Here is an 18,695-nt window from a genome sequence, read left to right as displayed (position 1 = left end):
CTGCTATTAGCGGGCTCCGGGTGCCGCCGCCCACCATAAGCACCAAAACAAAAAGCCGGCCTCAAAGGCCGGCTCTTGCACTCCGCTCGATATCGCCTGAGGCTCAGTAGGGGACACCTTCGCCAGGGGCGACTTTCTCGAGCGGCATGGCGGAAGCCACCTGTTTGTTGCCGGCGCGCAGGCCGTGGAGATAGCCCTTGCCCGATGTGATCGAGTAGAGCGGCTGGTAGTCGGGCAGGCGATTGTCGGTCAGAACCTGGTCGCGCATGTTGTCGAGGATGAAGTAGTTGCCGTTGACGGCGACCGAGAGCACGGCGTGGTAGAAGTGGCGCTTCTGGTCGAAGAGAACCACGATCGACATGTCCTTCATGTCGACGCCCTCTGCCTTCAGCGCCGCCATTTTCAAGATCGCGAAATCTTCGCAGTCGCCTTGCTGGCGGGCGAGCGTTTCCGATGGCGTCGCCCAGTAATCGGCGACCTTGTAGGTCTCGATATCCTTACGGTAGCGGATCGCGTGGTTGACGGCGGCGTTGACGGTGTTCAGCTTATCGCGGATCGAGGCCTGCGATGCCTGGCCGAGGGCGGCCTTGATCACCTGCGCGGCGTTGGTGCAGCCCTTGGCGTTGCAGCTGATTGCCGCACCGCTTTCCATTTCGGCGAGCGACGGCGCGAAGCGCTTCACGGCTGCAAGCCGCTTGAAGGGAATGGTTACCGAGCCGAACACCGCATCCTTCGAGGCCGCGGGCTTGGCCGGCATGTCGGGCTTGATCGAGGCGGTCGTCTGCGGCTCGTCCACCTGTTGCGGCCGTGCAATGGCGGCAAGATCAATGCGCTGGAAGCTTGCCGCGATGCCGCTGTAAGCGGTCTCAACCATGCCGTAGAGGCCGGATATACTTGCGGCACTTGCAAGTGCAGCCAGCGTATTTTCCGAAGCAACGCTGGCATATGTCGTTGCAGAAATCTGCGGGGAAACCAACAGTTCGGCATTCGCAGGTGCCGAACCAAGAATAGATGCGAAAGATGCAAAAGTAAAAGCTGCAAGTATTTTTGATTTTGTGCTGCGCTTCATCGGATTTTTCTCTCACTGTTTGAGAGTAATGTACCGATGAGCTATAAATATGCGGTGTGTAAGCTTGGGAAATGCAAGTATAAATATTCCGATCAAAGACGCATAAAAGTTTAGCGTTTGCGTCAACCAAGTTTGGGGGAATGGTTTGATTTTCGCGCCCGCCCGGTGCAGAAATAAGCCCATTCTAAAAAGGCCGCCAAAGGCCGCGACATCGCATCCTCGGGGGAAACAGTGACGCCGCATCTGAATGTGAACACCGGGCGCCCGCATGGTTTACGCCAGGCGGCTCTCAAGACGTCTGGTGCGATGCGCCGCATGGTTCCGGTTCTGGCGCTCTTGGCCGGCGGCTTTCTTGCCGGTTGCCAGGCGGATGGCGATGCTCTCTCCAACACAGTCAAGAACACCGATATCAAGGCGCCGTCCAGCGATGTCGAGGAAAGCTTCGGCGAGACCGGCGCCGAGATCACCCTGCTGATCCCGAAGGGCGCAAGTGGCATCTATGAAGGCGAAGCCCGCGATATCCGCGATGGCGCAGCGCTCGGCACCGGCGAAGTCGGCAACGGCCAGGTCTTCGTCAAGGTGATCGATGTCGGCAGCGGCCCGGCTGCGGTGGCGTCCGCAGTTTCCGCCGCGAAGGCGCGCAATTCGGCGCTGCTCGTCAGCTTTGCGCCGCAGGCAACGGCCGCCGCTGTCGCAGCCATTCCCTCGGCTGAGCGTCCGCCGCTGATCAATCTCGGCGCCCCGGTCCCGACGGCGACGGGCAATGTCTATAATTTCGTCTCCGACGAGACCGACAGCGCCGCCGAAGGCGCGCGCACGGCTGTTGCCGGCGGCCACAAGAAGGTTTTCGTCTTTGCGACGACCGAGCTGACGGCGATGGGCGAGGCGGAGATTTCGAATGCCGTTCGCGCCGGCGGCGGCACCTATCTCGGCTCGGCGCGCTATGCGCTCTCGGATGCTTCGGCCGCCGATGCTGTCGCCAAGAGCAAGGCGCAAATGCAGGGCGCCGATACCGTCGTCGTGCTCGGCAAGTCGGTTATCGTCACCACGGTTGCGGGCGCGATCAAGGCCGCGGGCTTCAACAATATCACGCTGGTCGGCACCAGCGGCTGGCCGCAGCAGTCTTATACGAGCCCGTCGGTGCAGGGCGCGCTGATCGCCATGGTCGATCCCGAGGGCGCCTCGATGATCTCGGAGCGCTACCAGCGCCACTACCGCCGCCCGCTGACGGCCAACGCCGCCTATGGTTACGACGCGGTGGCGATCGCCTCCGGCATCATCCGCACCAAGGATGCCAAGGCGCTGACCGCGGAGAACCTGACCAGCAAGACCGGCTTCCGCGGCATTACCGGCCTCTTCCGCCTGAACGCTTCGGGCGGCGTCGAGCGCAAGCTCAGCCTGTTCACGCTGACGGGCGGCAAGCCCAACCTGTTCGTCGCGGCCCCCAAGGCATTCTGAAGCCATCGCGCGGTTTGCCCGGCGGCGGTTTTGGAGCCTGCCCCTGTCTGCAAACCAAGGAGATGGCCATGAAACGCCTGGCATCCTGTTCCTGCGGCAAGCTCTCGGCCACTGCCGAAGGCGATCCGCTGACGATATCCGTTTGTCACTGCGCAGCCTGCCGTCAGCGAACCGGCAGCGCCTTCGGCGTCGCCGTCTTCTTCGACAAGGGGTGGGTGGACTGCGCTGGTATCTCGCAGACCTACAGCCGCCTGGGCCGAAGCGGCAAATCGATCACTTTCCACTTCTGCCCGTCCTGCGGCTCGACGGTCTATTGGCTGCCGGAATTTCGCGACCAGCTGATTGCGATTGCGCTCGGCTGTTTCGAAAAGCCGGAAATGCTGACACCAGGGCAAAGCGTCTTCAATGAAAACGCCTTGCCCTGGGTCGCGCTCGATATTCGTACCTGAGCTCACTGTCCGTGCGGCAGCGGTGCCTCGGGGTTGATGACGCCGGCCTTGCGCAGGTCGCGCCAGAACTCGGCGGGAACCGTCTCGTTCAGCGCCGCGCTGTCTTCGGCGATACGGTCCGGCTTGCTGGCGCCCGGGATGACGGCGGCGACGGCCGGGTGGGCGAGCGAGAATTGCAGGCCGGCGGCCTTCATGCTGACGCCGTGACGGTCGGCGATCGCCTTGATGCGCGCCACCTTGTCGAGGATGGCAGGCGTGGCCGGGGCATATTCGAAGTTCGGCCCGCCGACCAGCGCGCCGGAGCTGTAGGGACCGCCGGCGACGATGCCGAGCCCGCGTTCGGCAACGAGCGGCATCACCCGCTGCAGCGCGCGGTCATGGTCGAGCAGCGTGTAGCGCCCGGCAAGCAGGAAGCCGTCGGGGCGTGGCCCCTGTAAGCCGAGCAGCAGCTCGATCGGCTCGACACGGTTCACCCCGAGCCCCCAGGCCTTGATCACCCCCTCGTCGCGCAGCCGGTCGAGCGCCTTGAAGGCACCTTTGCGCGCGGTCTCGAAGACATCGAGCCATTCGTCGCCGTAGAAATCCTGGGCGACGTCATGCACGAAGGCGATATCGATCCGGTCGGTCTTCAGCCGCTTCAGGCTGTCCTCGATCGAGCGCAGGGTGGCGTCCGCCGAGTAGTCGTTGACGATCTTGTTCGGGCGGCCGTACTTGAAGACCTCGCCCTTCTCGCCAAGATCGCGGGCGCTGACATCCTCGATCTCGTCGAGGATGACGCGCCCGACCTTGGTGCTGATCACGTAATCGTCGCGCTTCTTGCCGGCCAGTGCGTCGCCCATGCGGATTTCCGCAAGACCAGCGCCATAGAAGGGCGCGTTGTCGAAGTAGCGGATGCCGTCATTCCAGGCGGCATCAACGGTTGCCTGTGCTTCCGCTTCCGGAATGTCGCGGAACATGTTGCCGAGCGGGGCGGCGCCGAAACCGAGCTTGCTCGGCAGAATATCCTTGAGTGCCATTGGTCTGTCCTCTCCTTGTTGTCAGGGTCAGCCGATATCGGCGGGATCGAGCACGAGCGCGGTGCGTTCGGCGAGATCGTTGATCTTTGCGAGATAGGCCTTGAAATGCGGGGTCTGGCGGTGGGCGGCCACCGCGTCATTATCCTGGTAGAGTTCATCAAGCGCGAAGCGCGTGGCATCGGCTTGATCGCGCCAGATATCCCAGCGCAGATTGCCCGGCTCCGCCCGGCAGGCTGGTGCCATGCCGGAAAGGAGCGCTTCCAGTTCCTCGGCCTTGCCAGGCCGGGCGGGGAGGATCGCCATGATCTTCACGGGATGTGGCATGGCTGTCTTCCCCCAGTCTCAGGCTGCCGTCGCGCGGTCGAGAGCCTCGACCAGCCTGGCGGCGAGCGGATGGTCGGAACGCGGGTTCTGGCCGGTGATCAGTTCGCGATCGACGATGACGTGCGGCTCGAAATCGACCGCCGTCGTCACCACCTTGCCCCCGGCCGTCTGCAGCGCATCGACGACGTTGAAATAGAGCTTGGCGTGAAGAATGTAGTCCTCGACGATCTTTTCTTCGCTGTTGGAGAAGACGGTCATCTGATAGCCGGCATATTGCCAGTCCTTGGCCCATTCGGCAGCCTTCACCGGGTCGCCGGCGACAAGGGCGGCACGGAATTCACGGGCATGCGGCATGGCCGAGGCAACGGCGATCGGGCCGTGGCAGAGCAGCGCGGTCGGCTTGGCCTTCTCATGGAAGTGGCGCAGGATTTCGCCGAGATCGGGATCCTGCATCAGGTCGACGACCGGTGCCTGGCCGCCGGGCACGAAAACGCCGGCATAGTCATCCAGGTCTTCGGCAATCACGGCGGCCAGTGTGCGCACATTGTTCATCGAGGGATCCTCGGCGTAGAAAGCCTTGGCCTTGCGATATGCCGCCTCGTCGCCGCCGAAGTGATCGGCCTTGTCGGAGACCTCGTCGATATGCGGCTTGGTGCCGTTGGGGGTGGCGAGCACCACCTCGTAACCGGCTGCGATCACCGCCATCGCCGGAACCACGGTTTCGTTGAGATACTGGCCGGTTGCGCCGGTGCGGCCGCCCTTGGTTTCGATGCGCGTTGCATTCGAACCGACTACGAGAACTTTACCCTTGCTCATTGTCATCTCCTTGGCTCTCTGGCCTCGTTTCGATGACTGGATGATGCCGTTTCTCAATGTATTTCGGAAATTTATTTGTTCTATTCCAGATATTCGCATGGCATTATAACTGGATGCGATACGACCTGAACCTGATGCCCATTTTCCTCGCCCTCATGGAGGAGCGCAACGTCACCCGCGCCGCCGAGCGTCTGGGGATTACCCAGCCGGCACTGTCGAATGCGCTGAACCGGCTGCGCGACACGCTGCGCGATCCGCTGTTCATCCGCGAGCGCTACGGCATGCGCCCGACGCAGCTCGCCGAAGAGATGGCCCCGGTGATCCGCACGGCGCTGGCGCAGTTCGACGAGCTGATCCTCGGCCAGCAGGAATTCGATCCGGAAAAGGCATCGCGTCTCTTCACAGTCGCGCCGAACAGCTATGTCGAATTCGTGCTGATGCCTGAAGTGGTCGCGCGGCTTCGGGAGCGCGCCGATGGCATCAAGCTCCGCCTCATCCCCTTCGGCAGCGATCTCTCCGAAACCGGCGCCGTCTCGGGCACGACGGAGATGGTGCTCGGCCGCATCACCGATCCGCCGGACAATATGGTCGTGCAGCACCTGATGGATGACGGGCTCGCCTGCGTTGTCCGCGCCGATCATCCCGAGATCGGCGACAGCATCTCGAAGGAAGATTACGAGCGGTTGAAACACGTCAACGTGCTGCCGCCCGGGCGTCTGCGCGCCGGCCTGTTCCAGGCGCTGGAGCAGCGCGGCCTGCGCCGCGAGGTCGCCGTATCCGTCACCCATTTCCTTGCGGTGCCGGAAATGATCGCCGCCACCGACTATTGCACCACGTTGCCGCGCCAGATCTGCCGGCGGCTCGCCCGCGACACCCGCCTGAAGATTTTACCCGCCCCCGCCGATCTCGGCACCTTCCCGGTCGAGATCGCCTGGCACGTCCGCTACCGCCACGATCCCGCGCACCGCTGGCTGCGTTCGCTGATATCGGAGGTGGCGAGGGAGATTGGTGGGGAAATATCGTAGTCTGCGATATCAGTTTGGATTTCAGGCAAATGCAACCCAAGATAATGTAGATCGCATGGTTGCAGTTATTTGAACTGGTGAAGGGATTCGCGGGTGGCGACGGTAAAATACTTCTACGTCGATGATGACACTGCCATACTTTTTGGCGCCAATGGTACTGCTTTAACTGCAGCGCTCGCTGCGGCAGGAGGGATGATCTCCGATGTCAAGTTCGCCATACCTACCTTCCCGATGTGGATTTACCTTCTCGGACTGATCTTTGCCTTCGTCTCGAAGATGGTGATCACGGCGTACAATGGCGATACGCGTGAACGGGAGAAAAGCCAGTCGGTGCGCGATTTTCTTCTTGAGGTACGTCAAGATCCAGATTTTGAAGCGACCGGTATCGATTGGGACGCTCAGTGGCGTGAGATGGAAGAGCGGCGCAAACATCTTCTGGGTCTTCACGCGGCGAACAGGCTCAACGGCCTACGGGCGTATTCGTTTTTCGCGTCTGCGCTCTGCTTCCTCATTGCTACATCGAGCGTGATCTGGTTCGTGGGCTAGCAATCGGTTATAGCGCCTAATCCGACCAGGGATCGTCCTGGAGTTCCACCCCATCCTGCAAACCATGCAGAATGTCGATCAGCCGTGGCGCCAGGTCGCGGATTTCGGTGAGGTGAATGGCAGTCAGCCGCTTGAGCACGGTTTCGGCCTTGGCGGTCAGCGCCAGCGTCTGGCGGCGCTTGTCGTTCGGGTCGGCGGTGCGCGATACGTATCCGGCGGTCACCAGGCGGCCGACGAGCTCGGTTGCCGAATGCGGCGCGATCAGCAGCCGCTCGGCGAGCAGGCCGATGGTCATCGCCTCTTCGCTGCGGTGGCCCCTGATTGCCAGCAGCGCCTGATGCTGCTGCGCCGGCAGGCCTTCCTCCTGGGCTGCGGAAGCGCTGAAATCCATGAAGCGGCGCAGCGTGTAGCGCAGATTGGAAAGCGCCTCGTAATCGGCGTCCGTCAGATCGTCCTTCGGCTTCCTGGCCATCAATCCCCCGCCGTCACTGCATCCATGCCGCCATCTCCATCCGCCGGTGATCCTGCAGCGCGCGTAGTGCCTGCATCAGTTCCGGCGCCATCTCGCGGATTTCGTGGAGGTGAGCAGGTGTCAGCCGACGCAATAGCTCTTCTGCCTGATCTGTCAATCGCACATGCGAGCGGCGTTTGGGCTTGATGTGCACAGTCACATGGCCACGCGCCTGCAGCGTCGCCGCCAGTTCTGCCGCGGCTGCCGGTGTGAGGAAGAGCTTTTTCGCGAGGCTGGAAACGCTCATCGCGCCACCAATGCCGAGCCCCTTGATCGCGAGCAGCGCCTGATGCTCCTGCGGCGACAGCCCGAGGCGATCTGCGGCTTCGGCGCTGAACTGACGGAACTTGCGGATCCGGTATCTCAGATTGGCAAGCGCCTCATATTCCATCTCTGACAGGCTTTCTCCGGGCATCTCACTCGTCCTCAAACCATGGCTTGATTTATATCGTAATACGATATATCTGGCCCGGCATTGCCAGCCTGTCAACAGGAACCCCGATGTCCCCACACAGCAAACACCGGCCGCATGATTTCATGGGCGGCCTTTCCCGGCGCGAGGCCGGAGATTTCACCACGGACAAGCGCGTCATCGCCCTCATCGGCATGGCGGTGATCGTCGGCACCGGCGGCGCCTTTGCCGCCTGGGTGCTGGTCAGTCTCATTTCGCTGGTCACCAACCTCGTCTGGTTCGGCCGCTTCAGCATCCATGCGATATCGCTGGCTGAGGCGCCGCGTTCGCTCTGGATGGTCGCCATCCCGGTTCTCGGCGGCCTCGTCATCGGCCTGATGGCCCGCTTCGGCTCCGAGAAGATCAGAGGGCACGGCATTCCCGAAGCGATCGAGGCGATCCTGATCGGCGGCAGCCGGATGTCGCCCAAGGTCGCGATCCTGAAGCCGGTCTCCTCGGCAATCTCGATCGGAACCGGCGGCCCCTTCGGCGCGGAAGGCCCGATCATCATGACCGGCGGCGCCATCGGCTCGCTGTTTGCCCAGTGCTTCCATCTGAGTTCCGCCGAGCGCAAGACGCTCCTCGTCGCCGGCGCCGCAGCCGGCATGACGGCGATCTTCGGCTCGCCGATCGCCGCCATTATGCTCGCCGTCGAGCTTCTGCTGTTCGAATGGAAGCCGCGCAGCTTCATCCCCGTTGCTGTCGCCGCCTGCGTCTCGATCTGCTGGCGCCCGTTCCTTTTCGAGGCCGGTGCTCTCTTCCCCAAGCAGTTCCACATGGACCTGCCCTGGTGGGGCATCCTGCTCTGTGCCGGCATGGGCATCGTCTCCGGCCTGCAGTCGGGCATCCTGACGACGCTGCTCTACAAGATCGAGGATCTCTTCGAGGCATTGCCGATTCACTGGATGTGGTGCCCGGCGCTCGGCGGGCTGATCATCGGCCTCGGCGGCCTGATCGAGCCGCGCGTCCTCGGCGTCGGTTACGATATCATCGACGGTCTCCTGAACAGCAAGATGCTGCCGCAGGCGGTGCTGACGGTCCTTCTCGTCAAGGCGGCGATCTGGCTCGTGGCGCTGTCGTCAGGCACGTCAGGCGGCGTGCTGGCGCCGCTGCTGATCTTCGGCGGCGCGCTCGGCTGGCTGGTCGGCTTGGTGTTGCCCGGCGATCCCGGCTTCTGGGCGCTGCTCGGAATGGCCGCGATGATGGGCGGCACGATGCGCGCGCCGCTGACCGGCACCTTCTTTGCGGTCGAGCTGACCGGCGACGTTTCGGCGCTGCTGCCGCTGCTGGTTGCGACGGTTTCAGCCTATGCCGTCACCGTGCTGCTGCTGCGCCGCTCGATCCTCACCGAAAAGATCGCCCGCCGCGGCCAGCACATCACCCGCGAGTACGGCATCGATCCCTTCGAATTCTCCCGCGCCCGCGACATCATGATCTCTGACGTCGACAGCTTCCGGGCCGACATGACGGTCGCCGAAGCGATCGGCCATTTCACGACGAAGGAGAAGACCCATCGCGTCTATCCCGTTGTCGATGAGCTCGGCATTCTCAAGGGGTTGGTGTCGCGCGGCGATGTCTTGCGCTGGCAGCAGGAGAGGGCGGAGCTCGATCAACCGCTCGCCGATCTCGTCTCCGATGCCTCCCTGCCGCTTGCTCATCCTGATGACACGGTCGGCTACGTTGCCGACCTGATGCTGGCGACCGACGCCGGCCGTATTCCGATCGTCGATCCCGAGAGCGGCCAGCTTGCCGGTCTCGTCGCCCGCAAGGACCTGCTGCGGCTTCGCCACTCCCTGCAGGCCAACGAAACCGAACGCCAGCCCTATTTCGGGCGAAGCGCCAAGGCGCTGTCCTGAAGCCATCAGCCAGTCGCGGCCACCGAGGCCGCGACTGTCTTCCAGGCCTAGCCCGCGCCTGCAGCCGCCGCCGCGGCAAAGAACCCTTCCGGGCTCTCCACCTCCACCAGCCGCTTGCGCTCGATCTGCCAGAAGCGGTTGCCGGTGGCGCGCACGAAGCTGCGGTCGTGGGAAACGAGCAGGCAGCTTGCCTGATGCGCCATCAGCTCGCCCTCCAGCGCTTCCTGCCCGTCGATGTCGAGATGGTTGGTTGGCTCGTCCAGCAGGTAGAAGTTCGGCTCCGTCAGCCGCAGAACCAGCATGCCGAGCCGCGCTTTCTGCCCGCCGGAGAGACGTGCGACCGGCTTCGACTGCATGTCGATCGTCATCCCCGCGCCGGCGAGCAGGGCGCGTGCCCGCTGGTCGCCGACATCGAAGCGGCGGATGACCGTCTCCATCGGCGTGTCGGCATCCCTGAGATCGGCCAGCGCCTGATCGGCATAGCCGAGCACCAGCGACGGCGTCGCCTTGATGCCATCCTGCGCGGCCTCGGGGTTGCCGATGGCCTTGCGCAGCATGGCAATGAAGCGCGACTTGCCCGCACCATTCTCCCCAAGCAGTACGATCCGGTCGCCCTGGCAGATGAACTGCTTGCCCGTCTTGAACAGCATGGTTCCATCCGGTGTGCGCACCTCGGCATCATCGAGGGTAACGAGCACCTTGGCATGGGTGCCGCGATTGCCGAGCTTGATGGCGCCTGCCGAGCGTTCCAGATGCGCCGGCTTTGCCGCGTCCTCCAGCTTCTCCGCCCGCTGCTTCAGCTGCTTGGTCTTGACCACCAGCAGGTCGCTGCCGGAATTGACGCCGATATTGTGAAGCTTGGCCGCCTGCCTGCGCAGCTGATCGGCCGCCTTCATGTCGCGCTCGTAGCGCTTGGCATCGGCTGCGTCCGTCTCATCGAGCGCTGCGCGCGCCTGCGAATAGGGCAGCGCAAAGAGCTGCGAATTCTCGGGCCGCAGGAACAGCGTCCGGTTGCTGACGGCATCGAGGAAGGCGCGGTCATGGCTGGCGATGACGACAGCCGTGTCGCGCGGCAGGGCATTGAGCCAGGTCTCGAGCATGGCGATCTTGCCGAGATCGAGATGGTTGGTCGGTTCGTCCAGCATCAGCACATCGGGCTCGGTCACCGCGACACGCGCCAGCATCGCCAGCCGCTGCCAGCCGCCGCTGAGTGCCGAAAGCGCGCGAATGCGGAATTCCTCTGGCACCTCCAGCCCTTCGAGCGCGACATCGACGCGCCAGCTTTCACTCTCCGCCTGCTCCGGCGGCAGGGCATCGAGCACCGCCTCGTAGAAGGAGAGGGGAAGGAGCGGGGCGGGCACATTCTGCTCGACATAGCCGACGGTCGCCCCGCGGGCGCGGGTGATCTCGCCCTCGGTTGCCTCCAGTGCGCCGGCCATGCAGCGGAACAGGGTGGATTTCCCCCGCCCGTTGGCGGCCACGAGACCGATCCGGTCGCCGGCATTGACGGCGAGGTTGAGCCTGGAAAACAGCGGCGACGACAGGGTGATGCCGAGATTGCGGATATTGATGAGGGTCATGTCAGAAACTCTCTGGTCGGTCCGCGCGCCGAATTCATCGAGGGCATCAGGCCATCATCGATGAATGCGTCAGCGGCGGTGTATAGATGATTGCAGCCGCAAACCACACGGGTTCGGGCGCTGCATGCCACGAGGGGCAGACCAGGAAGAGGTGTCTCGAGAAACGGTCTCTGGTCAGCCCTGCAAACGCATCCGCAGGGCGTTGACGGGGCCACGCTGCCGGTAATACCGGAAATAGAAATTCTGCACGTGACCCTCCTTTCTCTTTGAGCGCACGCCAATGAAATAGCATCGCTCCGCCCGCTTCGCAACTGTACGCTGCGGGCACAGCGGTCTTGCCGCCGCCGTCCCGCTCCTGTAAGCGCCGGTCTCATACTGACATTCATTTCAAGGAGAGCGGCCGATGGCAGCCGGTGACGACGATTACGTTTACGACGAAGCAACAGGCGAATGGCGCCCGGCACCCGAACTGGCCGCCGCCGCCGCTGCCGCCGCAGAAGTCCGCGACGCTTCTGGCAACGTGCTTCAGGACGGCGATTCCGTGACGCTGATCAAGGACCTCAAGGTCAAGGGCGCCGGCCAGACGCTGAAGCAGGGCACGGTGATCCGCTCGATCCGGCTGACGGATAATCCTGAGGAAATCGACTGCCGCCATGATGCGATCAAGGGGCTGGTGCTTCGGACGGAGTTTGTTCGGAAGCGGTGAGGTTTGCTGGGCGGGGGCACCCCCCTCTGCCCTGCCGGGCATCTCCCCCACAAGGGGGGAGATTGGCTGGAGGCACCGCCTCAACCACCCTCATTCCTGTGCTTGTCACGGGAACCAGCCACCGCGCGTCGGCGCGGTGAATGACTCATATGCTTAAAGAAGTCTGCCGTGCCACGAAGTGCGGGAGAGCCGTACTACCCAACGGTAAAGTGTCGCGAGCGGCCGCTCCAGCCAATCTCCCCCCTTGTGGGGGAGATGCCCGGCAGGGCAGAGGGGGGTAAACCCCTCGAAGCAGCAACCCTACCGCTTCAAACTCCCCAAAATCCCCCGCACCAGGGCCCGGCCGACCTGCGTCGCAACCGTCCGCGCGACACTCTTCATCGCCGCTTCCACCACCGTCTCGCGCTGGTAGCCCGAGGAACGCCCGCGGCCCTGGCTGCTCTGCTTGTCGTCGTCACCGCCGCCGAAGCCCGGCAGGCTCCAGCCGGAGGTCGTCCCGGCTTCCGTCGGCTGGGCCTCCTGCGCCTGCTTGGCGGCCTCGGAATCGGCCGCCTTCTTGGCGCGGGCGGCGAGGATTTCGAAGGCGGATTCGCGATCGACGTCTTCGTCATAGACGCCGAGAACCGGGCTGTGGTCCATCACCTGCTGGCGCTCGGCATCGGTGAGCGGGCCGACGCGGCCGGACGGCGGGCGGATCAGCGTGCGCTCGACGATCGACGGCGCGCCCTTGGCCTCCAGCGTCGAAACCAGCGCCTCGCCGGTGCCAAGCGTGGTGATGACGGTGGCGCAATCGAAGGCCGGGTTGGGGCGGAACGTATCGGCGGCGGTCTTCACCGCCTTCTGCTCGCGCGGCGAATAGGCGCGCAGCGCATGCTGCACGCGGTTGCCGAGCTGGGCGAGCACGGTTTCCGGCACGTCGAGCGGGTTCTGCGTCACGAAATAGACGCCGACGCCCTTGGAGCGGATCAGGCGCACGACCTGTTCGACACGCTCGGTCAGAACCTTCGGCGCGTCGTTGAACAGCAGATGCGCCTCGTCGAAGAAGAACACGAGCTTCGGCTTGTCGGGGTCGCCGACTTCAGGCAGCTCCTCGAAGAGTTCGGAGAGCAGCCACAGCAGGAAGGTGGCGTAGAGCCGCGGGTTCATCATCAGCTTGTCGGCGGCCAGCACCGAGATCTGGCCGTAGCCGCGATTATCGGTGCGCATGATGTCGGAAATCTTCAGCGCCGGTTCGCCGAAGAAATGCTCGGCACCCTGCTGTTCGAGCACCAGCATGGCGCGCTGGATCGAGCCGACCGAGGCCTTGGAGATCAGGCCGAACTGGTTGGAAAGCTCGGTGGCGTTCTCGGCCATGTAGTTCAGCAGCGAGGAGAAATCCTTGAGGTCGAGCAGCGGCAGGCCGGCTTTGTCGGCGATCTTGAAGGCGATGTTGATGACACCTTCCTGCGGCTCGGAGGCATCCATCAGCCGCGCCAGAAGCAGCGGTCCCATCTCGGCGATGGTGGTGCGCACGCGATGGCCCTTCTCGCCGAAGAGATCCCAGAAGATGACCGGAAACTGGTCGAACTCGTAATCGGTAAAGCCGATCTGTTCGGCGCGCTTGGTCAGGAAATCCTTCGCTTCGCCTTTGGCGGCGATACCCGAAAGGTCGCCCTTGATGTCGCCGCAGAACACGGGCACGCCGGCCTTCGAAAAACCCTCGGCCAGCACCTGCAGCGTCACCGTCTTGCCGGTGCCGGTCGCACCGGTGACGAGGCCGTGGCGATTGCCGAATTTCAGGTCCAGATATTCCGGTTTGTTGATGCTATCATCAGGATTGCGGCTGGCGCCGATGAAAATCTTGCCGTCTTCAAGCATTGCGAAATCTCCCGTGGGCCAAGGCCGCCGCTACAGCTGGAATGCGAAGATCAGCCGCATTCATTTTCCTATCTTGTACCTGTTATAAGCAGGGAGTGTGATGGCAGCAACTGTTTGCATTAAAAGCAATTCTGGACGATACGCGGTCCTGTCGAAGGCCGCTTGAGTTGCGGAAGAAGTTCGATTAACGTTGACGTTAACGTCAAATAACAGGAGGCTGACGATGAATGAAGTTGTGACCCAGATTGCCGACCGCGTAGGCATTGCGCCCGACCTCGCCGAAAAGGCGCTCGGCATGATGCTCGGTTTCCTGCAGCGCGAAGCCGATGACGGTCCGGTGGCCAAGATGATCGAAGCGATTCCCGGCGGCGCCGATCTCGTCGCCCAGTTCAACGGCGAGGGCGCCGGCGGCGGCGGCCTGCTCGGCGGCCTGATGAGTGCGCTCGGCGGCGGCGGCATCATGGGCCTCGGACAGCAGCTGATGAGCGAAGGCCTCGGCATGGGCGAGATCACCGCGCTCGCCAAGGAAACCATCGCCGTAGCCAAGCAGTATGCCGGTGACGAGATCGTCGACCAGGTGGTGGCCTCGGTACCGGGCCTCAGCCAGTTCGTCTGAGCTGAATTGATTTCTTAAGATGAAAGCCTCGCGCATCGCGCGGGGCTTTTTTGTATCTAACGGAATGCCAGCGGCCCCCTCATCCCAAGGGGAGAAGGCGAAATCAGTGGGCGCGGCAGCGTCCCTTCTCCCCGCGGGGAGAAGGTGCCCGAATGGCGGATGAGGGGGCTCCAGCCTCAGCGCCCACCGTCCCAGAACCCACCACCGCAAACCACCGCTTAACCCCCCGTTTCCAATCGCCCAAATTTGATCGAACCGGCCCTCCGCCGCCGCGGAACAAAACGCCCGTTTCCACTGTTTCCGTCGCGATGATCACACCGGAAGGATAACGATCATGCGTAAGCTCATTTCAGTGACATCCATAGTGCTTCTCATTGCAGCTCCGGCCTTCGCTCAGTCGAGCATGGGCGTCGATACCAACGGCCGTTTCGACGGCAGCCCGCCTCCCGGCACGTCGCCGGAATATGACGCCCAGCAGAGCGGCCTGGAAATCCCGCTCGACCCGATCGAAACCGGCACGATCACCATCGTCCGGCCGTCGCATTGGCAGGCGCCGTGCGAGCGCGAGAACACCCACGCGACGCGTGGTGACGGCACCGTCAACGCCGCCTGCCCGGATCGCACCAACTAGGCGCTGGCCTACCCAAATCCCAACCGGCCGCCCGCAGTGTTGCGGGCGGGGATAGGTATTTTGCGCTACGCCAAGATCGCCCGCGGCTCCAGAAACGCCTCCAGCCCGAAAACCCCGAACTCGCGCCCGATCCCCGACTGCTTGAAGCCGCCGAAGGGTGCCAGGGGTTCATGCGGCGCGCCGTTGATGACGACGCGGCCGGATTCCATTTGTTCGGCAACGCGTTTGGCGCGGCCCGGATCGCTGGAATGGACATAGGCCTGCAGGCCGTAGCTCGTGTCGTTGGCGATCCGGATGGCGTCTTCCTCGTCCCTGTAGGGAATGACCGAGAGAACCGGCCCGAAAATCTCTTCGCGGGCGATGCGCATGCCGTTATGGACATTGGCAAAGATCGTCGGGCGCACGAACCAGCCGCGCTCCAGCCCCTCCGGCCTGCCGGGACCGCCGGCCAGCAGCTCGGCCCCTTCCTCTTCGCCGAGGCGGATATAGGATTGAACCCGGTCATACTGCTTCTGGCTCACCATCGGCCCGACCTTGACCTCAGGGTCACTGGGATCACCTATCTTGATCGCTTCGGCCCCGGCTTTCAGCCGCGGCAGGATCTCGGCCATCCGGCTTTCGGGTGCGAGGATGCGCGTTCCGGCGATGCAGGCCTGGCCGCTATTGGCGAGCCCCATCATCAGCACGGTCGGGATCGCGCTGTCGAGATCGGCATCGTCGAGAATGATGTTCGGCCCCTTGCCGCCGAGCTCCAGCGTCACCCGCTTAAGTGTCTCGGCGCCGGATCGCAGGATCTGCTTGCCGACGGCGGTGGAACCGGTGAAGCTCACCTTGGCGATATCGGGGTGCGTGCTGAACTCGGCGCCGACGACATCGCCGCGGCCGTTGACGATGTTGAACACGCCCTTCGGCAGCCCCGCCTCGTGCAGGCACTCGGTAATCAGCTGCGTCTGAATGGCGCTCATCTCGCTCGGCTTGATGACCACGGTGCAGCCGGCAGCGAGCGCCGTGGCGAGCTTGGCGCAGATGAAGCCGTAATTGCTGTTCCACGGGGTGATCGCCGCGACGACGCCGAGCGGCTGCATGGTCACCTCAGCGCGGCCGATCACGCGGGTGAAATCATAGGTCTCCAGCACTTCGGCCATCTTCAGGAAGGCGGAAGCGGCGTAGGGGACGGAGAAGCCGGTGAAATATTGCGGCGCTCCATATTCTTCGGCCATCGCCGCCGTCATCTCCTCGGCGCGGGCCGAAACGGCTGCCGCCAGCCGCTGCAGCATGTCGATCCGCTCCACCTTGCTGGTGCGCGAAAAGGCCGGGAAGGCCCGCTTGGCGGCGGCAATCGCCGCTTGCGCGTCTTCGCGGTCGCCAAGCCGGACGGTGCCGATCTTCTCCTCGGTCGAGGGGTTGAAGAGCTCGGCGATCTCCTCGCCATGCGGCGTCACGAAGGCGCCGTCGATATAGATCTCGGTGATGTTGCGCATCGCTTTTCTCCTGTCTGCGATACGCCCTATCTGGCATCGGCCGATTGCTCTGATAAGCTGTCGAATAAAGGACGAGCTGATAAGGAAATCCGGACAATGATGCGCGGCACGCTGGCGGAGCTGGAAGCGGTGGTGACGGTGGCGGCAAAGGGCGGCTTCCGCGCCGCCGCCCGCGAGCTCGGGATATCCTCCTCGGCGCTCAGCCAGCAGATCGCCGCGCTCGAGGCCCGGCTCGGCGTACGCCTCTTCAACCGCACGACCCGCAGCGTCACGCTCTCATCGGCGGGCGAACAGTTCGTCGCTGAGATCGCCCCGGCGCTGACGGCCATCCGCAACGCCATCGATCTTACCGACGAGCACCGCTCGGAACCATCAGGCCCGCTGCGCATCAACACCTCGGTTGGCGCCGCCCGCATGGTGCTGGCGCCGCTGGCGCTGGAATATCTGCGGCGCTATCCCCGCATGCAGCTGGAGATCGTCACCGAGGGGGCGCTGGTCGATATCAACGCCCAGGGCTTCGACGCCGGCATCCGCATTCTCGAAGCCGTGCCCCCTGATATGATCTCGGTGCCGATCAACCGCCTTATCCGCCCCGCCATCGTCGGCTCGCCCGCCTATTTCAGCACCCGCCCGCAACCGAAAACACCGGCCGACCTCGAAAGTCATCGCTGCATCCGCGCCCGCATGGCCAGCGGCACCATCTACCGCTGGGAATTCGAAAGGCGCGGCGATGCCTTCACCATGGATGTGCCTGGCAATCTCATCCTCGACGAAAGCGACCTCATCCTGCGCGCCGCCCGCGAAGGCGCGGGGCTCGCGTATCTCAGCGAATGGCAGCTTGTCGAAGATTTGGCCGCCGGCCGCCTGATCCGCGTGCTCGAGGACTGGACGGCCCCTATCCCGGCCTGTGCCTCTACTATCCCGGCAGGCGGCATATTCCGGCGAAGCTGAGGGCGTTTGTGGAGGTGGTGAGGGAGATGCGGTGGGATTGAGGGGCAACGGCGGGGCGAGCGCCGTGGCCTCAGCCACCTAGTCCAGCGCCGCGCCCGGCGGCGATAGCTTGGTGGGCACTCTCACCAATGCGGCCAATCTTGAGATCACAACGGGAAGACATCTCATTGCCAGCTTCTGCGCCTCGCCGATCACGCCACAGCCGATCGCGGTGATCAGCATCACGGGGATGAAAGAGCTGATATTCAGCATGCCCAACTTCGCGATGTAATAGGCAACGATAATGATGATCGTCTGGTGGACCACATAATAGGTCATCATCGACCTGTTCAGGAAGCTGATCACCGGGTTCGGGCGGTTGGCGATCCTGGCCGCAAATCCCAGCAGCGCGAGCATGGCGCACCATTGTAAGATCGATCTGACGATCCGCATCGGGATGACGAGGCTATCCGGCCGATAGTCCTGCGGAACGGCAAGAACGACTGTTGCGATGATGAGAAAGGAGAGGATGGCAAGGCCGCCGCTCACCCATCGTTGCCGGTCCACTTCACGCCAGAAGGACGGCTCGTTCATTAGCAGCGAGCCCGCCAGGAACATCGGGAAATAGACGAGATGCGCGTAGACGTCGGTGCTGATCACCAGAGTCTCGCCGAAGATCGGGTAGAGCCAGACCCTGAGGACGGAAAGGAAGATGATCGGGATCAGCAGCAGCTTCGCGCCCCGGAGCTGATTTGCGAAGGCGGACGGTAGGTTCGGCAAAAATCGCTGGACGCATGGCCAGAGCAGCGACCACAGGAACATGTAGATCCAGAGATAGGCCAGGAACCACAGGTGTTCGAACCTCAGCCCGGACACGACGTACGCCTTCCAGAATTCCCAGTAAGACAGGCCGGGAAAGGGATTGTGCTGCGATAGATAGAGTTGCGGGGGGACGATCAGCAAGACGCCCAGCACGAACGGCAGGAGCAATTGCCGCGTTCGCGCCGTGCGAATCTCGCGGATCGACCTGTTGCGCAGCAGCGACTGCGTGACGAGACCCGAGATGAAGAAAAGCAGGCTCATCCGCCACGGATGGGAACCCGCCGCAATAAGATCGACAAGACGGCTACCGTCACTTGCGTTGAGAAGCCATGTTCGCGTGCCGTATGCGAGGCTCGTATGATAGATAATAAGTGTACCGAAGCATAAAACGCGCAGCGCATCGAGATCGTGGCGCCGCCCGCTCAATTTGATGTCCGTCATGATGTTTTGCCCCAACCAAGGCAATACAATCATAAGATTGTTTAACGGACGTTAATTTTTCTTCTCTGGTTGCATTAGCTGTTCGCGAACGGCAATCTTTATTGCCGCCG

General features: G+C 63.2%; 18 protein-coding genes and 1 pseudogene. 9 read left to right on the top strand and 10 right to left on the bottom strand.

Going from position 1 to position 18,695, the window contains the following annotated elements; genetic code table 11:
- Window positions 1-103: 103 nt before the first annotated feature.
- Entirely contained in the window at window positions 104-874 is a 771-nt protein-coding gene (locus ACQZ5H_RS08610; protein ID WP_354541110.1) for a transglutaminase-like cysteine peptidase, read from the bottom strand.
- A gap of 426 nt (window positions 875-1,300) precedes the next feature.
- Here ACQZ5H_RS08610 and ACQZ5H_RS08605 point away from each other — a divergent pair, with 426 nt between their 5' ends.
- Both ACQZ5H_RS08605 and ACQZ5H_RS08600 read left to right on the top strand, forming a co-directional pair.
- Window positions 1,301-2,527, top strand: a complete 1,227-nt coding sequence (locus tag ACQZ5H_RS08605) for a hypothetical protein (protein WP_449097358.1) — start codon at window positions 1,301-1,303, stop codon at window positions 2,525-2,527.
- A 68-nt stretch (window positions 2,528-2,595) separates the two neighbouring features.
- Window positions 2,596-2,976: a GFA family protein gene (locus ACQZ5H_RS08600; protein ID WP_449097357.1), complete on the top strand. Its 381-nt coding sequence runs from the start codon at window positions 2,596-2,598 to the stop codon at window positions 2,974-2,976.
- Between the two features lie 2 nt (window positions 2,977-2,978).
- Here the strand turns inward: ACQZ5H_RS08600 and ACQZ5H_RS08595 are convergent, their stop codons facing one another.
- Genes ACQZ5H_RS08595 through ACQZ5H_RS08585 form a run of 3 tightly spaced genes read right to left on the bottom strand, consistent with a single transcriptional unit; the run spans window position 2,979 to window position 5,132 of the window.
- Complete coding sequence (locus ACQZ5H_RS08595; RefSeq protein WP_130280667.1) at window positions 2,979-3,992, bottom strand: aldo/keto reductase; 1,014 nt, start codon at window positions 3,990-3,992, stop codon at window positions 2,979-2,981.
- Between the two features lie 27 nt (window positions 3,993-4,019).
- The gene (locus ACQZ5H_RS08590) at window positions 4,020-4,316 is read right to left on the bottom strand and encodes a putative quinol monooxygenase (protein WP_449097356.1); all 297 of its coding nucleotides are present in this window, start codon (window positions 4,314-4,316) and stop codon (window positions 4,020-4,022) included.
- Window positions 4,317-4,334: 18 nt separating this feature from the next.
- Window positions 4,335-5,132 (bottom strand): type 1 glutamine amidotransferase domain-containing protein, encoded by a 798-nt coding sequence (locus ACQZ5H_RS08585; RefSeq protein ID WP_449097355.1) that lies wholly within the window; start codon window positions 5,130-5,132, stop codon window positions 4,335-4,337.
- 113 nt (window positions 5,133-5,245) lie between these two features.
- Between ACQZ5H_RS08585 and ACQZ5H_RS08580 the strand changes: the two genes are divergently transcribed.
- Both ACQZ5H_RS08580 and ACQZ5H_RS08575 read left to right on the top strand, forming a co-directional pair.
- On the top strand, window positions 5,246-6,157 hold the full coding sequence (locus tag ACQZ5H_RS08580) for a LysR substrate-binding domain-containing protein (protein ID WP_449097354.1): 912 nt from the start codon (window positions 5,246-5,248) through the stop codon (window positions 6,155-6,157).
- A gap of 93 nt (window positions 6,158-6,250) precedes the next feature.
- Window positions 6,251-6,703: a hypothetical protein gene (locus ACQZ5H_RS08575; protein WP_449097353.1), complete on the top strand. Its 453-nt coding sequence runs from the start codon at window positions 6,251-6,253 to the stop codon at window positions 6,701-6,703.
- Window positions 6,704-6,719: 16 nt separating this feature from the next.
- Here the strand turns inward: ACQZ5H_RS08575 and ACQZ5H_RS08570 are convergent, their stop codons facing one another.
- Window positions 6,720-7,175, bottom strand: coding sequence for a MarR family winged helix-turn-helix transcriptional regulator (locus ACQZ5H_RS08570; protein ID WP_449097352.1), 456 nt, complete (start codon window positions 7,173-7,175; stop codon window positions 6,720-6,722).
- Window positions 7,176-7,188: 13 nt separating this feature from the next.
- Window positions 7,189-7,629 (bottom strand): MarR family transcriptional regulator, encoded by a 441-nt coding sequence (locus ACQZ5H_RS08565; RefSeq protein ID WP_449097351.1) that lies wholly within the window; start codon window positions 7,627-7,629, stop codon window positions 7,189-7,191.
- Between the two features lie 86 nt (window positions 7,630-7,715).
- Between ACQZ5H_RS08565 and ACQZ5H_RS08560 the strand changes: the two genes are divergently transcribed.
- The gene (locus tag ACQZ5H_RS08560; RefSeq protein ID WP_449097350.1) at window positions 7,716-9,521 is read left to right on the top strand and encodes a chloride channel protein; all 1,806 of its coding nucleotides are present in this window, start codon (window positions 7,716-7,718) and stop codon (window positions 9,519-9,521) included.
- 47 nt (window positions 9,522-9,568) lie between these two features.
- Here ACQZ5H_RS08560 and ACQZ5H_RS08555 read toward each other — a convergent pair whose 3' ends face one another.
- On the bottom strand, window positions 9,569-11,101 hold the full coding sequence (locus ACQZ5H_RS08555; RefSeq protein WP_449097349.1) for an ABC-F family ATP-binding cassette domain-containing protein: 1,533 nt from the start codon (window positions 11,099-11,101) through the stop codon (window positions 9,569-9,571).
- A gap of 403 nt (window positions 11,102-11,504) precedes the next feature.
- On the opposite strand from ACQZ5H_RS08555, the gene ACQZ5H_RS08550 reads away from it, so the two are divergent.
- Window positions 11,505-11,807, top strand: a complete 303-nt coding sequence (locus ACQZ5H_RS08550; RefSeq protein ID WP_449097348.1) for an alkylphosphonate utilization protein — start codon at window positions 11,505-11,507, stop codon at window positions 11,805-11,807.
- 300 nt (window positions 11,808-12,107) lie between these two features.
- On the opposite strand, the gene ACQZ5H_RS08545 is transcribed toward ACQZ5H_RS08550, so the two are convergent.
- Window positions 12,108-13,664, bottom strand: a complete 1,557-nt coding sequence (locus tag ACQZ5H_RS08545) for a helicase HerA-like C-terminal domain-containing protein (protein ID WP_112714959.1) — start codon at window positions 13,662-13,664, stop codon at window positions 12,108-12,110.
- Window positions 13,665-13,887: 223 nt separating this feature from the next.
- Here ACQZ5H_RS08545 and ACQZ5H_RS08540 point away from each other — a divergent pair, with 223 nt between their 5' ends.
- Window positions 13,888-14,280 carry a hypothetical protein gene (locus ACQZ5H_RS08540; protein ID WP_449097347.1) on the top strand — a complete coding sequence of 131 codons (393 nt, stop codon included), beginning with the start codon at window positions 13,888-13,890 and terminating at the stop codon, window positions 14,278-14,280.
- A gap of 334 nt (window positions 14,281-14,614) precedes the next feature.
- Entirely contained in the window at window positions 14,615-14,911 is a 297-nt protein-coding gene (locus tag ACQZ5H_RS08535) for a hypothetical protein (RefSeq protein WP_449097346.1), read from the top strand.
- Between the two features lie 65 nt (window positions 14,912-14,976).
- Here ACQZ5H_RS08535 and ACQZ5H_RS08530 read toward each other — a convergent pair whose 3' ends face one another.
- Window positions 14,977-16,392, bottom strand: coding sequence for an aldehyde dehydrogenase family protein (locus ACQZ5H_RS08530; protein ID WP_449097345.1), 1,416 nt, complete (start codon window positions 16,390-16,392; stop codon window positions 14,977-14,979).
- Between the two features lie 99 nt (window positions 16,393-16,491).
- On the opposite strand from ACQZ5H_RS08530, the pseudogene ACQZ5H_RS08525 reads away from it, so the two are divergent.
- Window positions 16,492-17,384: pseudogene (locus ACQZ5H_RS08525) on the top strand (LysR family transcriptional regulator).
- Between the two features lie 37 nt (window positions 17,385-17,421).
- On the opposite strand, the gene ACQZ5H_RS08520 reads toward ACQZ5H_RS08525, so the two are convergent.
- The gene (locus tag ACQZ5H_RS08520) at window positions 17,422-18,585 is read right to left on the bottom strand and encodes an acyltransferase family protein (RefSeq protein ID WP_449097344.1); all 1,164 of its coding nucleotides are present in this window, start codon (window positions 18,583-18,585) and stop codon (window positions 17,422-17,424) included.
- Window positions 18,586-18,695: the final 110 nt, after the last annotated feature.

The organism is Rhizobium sp. 21-4511-3d (genome assembly GCF_053522545.1).
The sequence above is the reverse complement of the archived record's forward strand: the minus strand, read 5'-3'. Positions and strand labels throughout refer to the sequence as shown.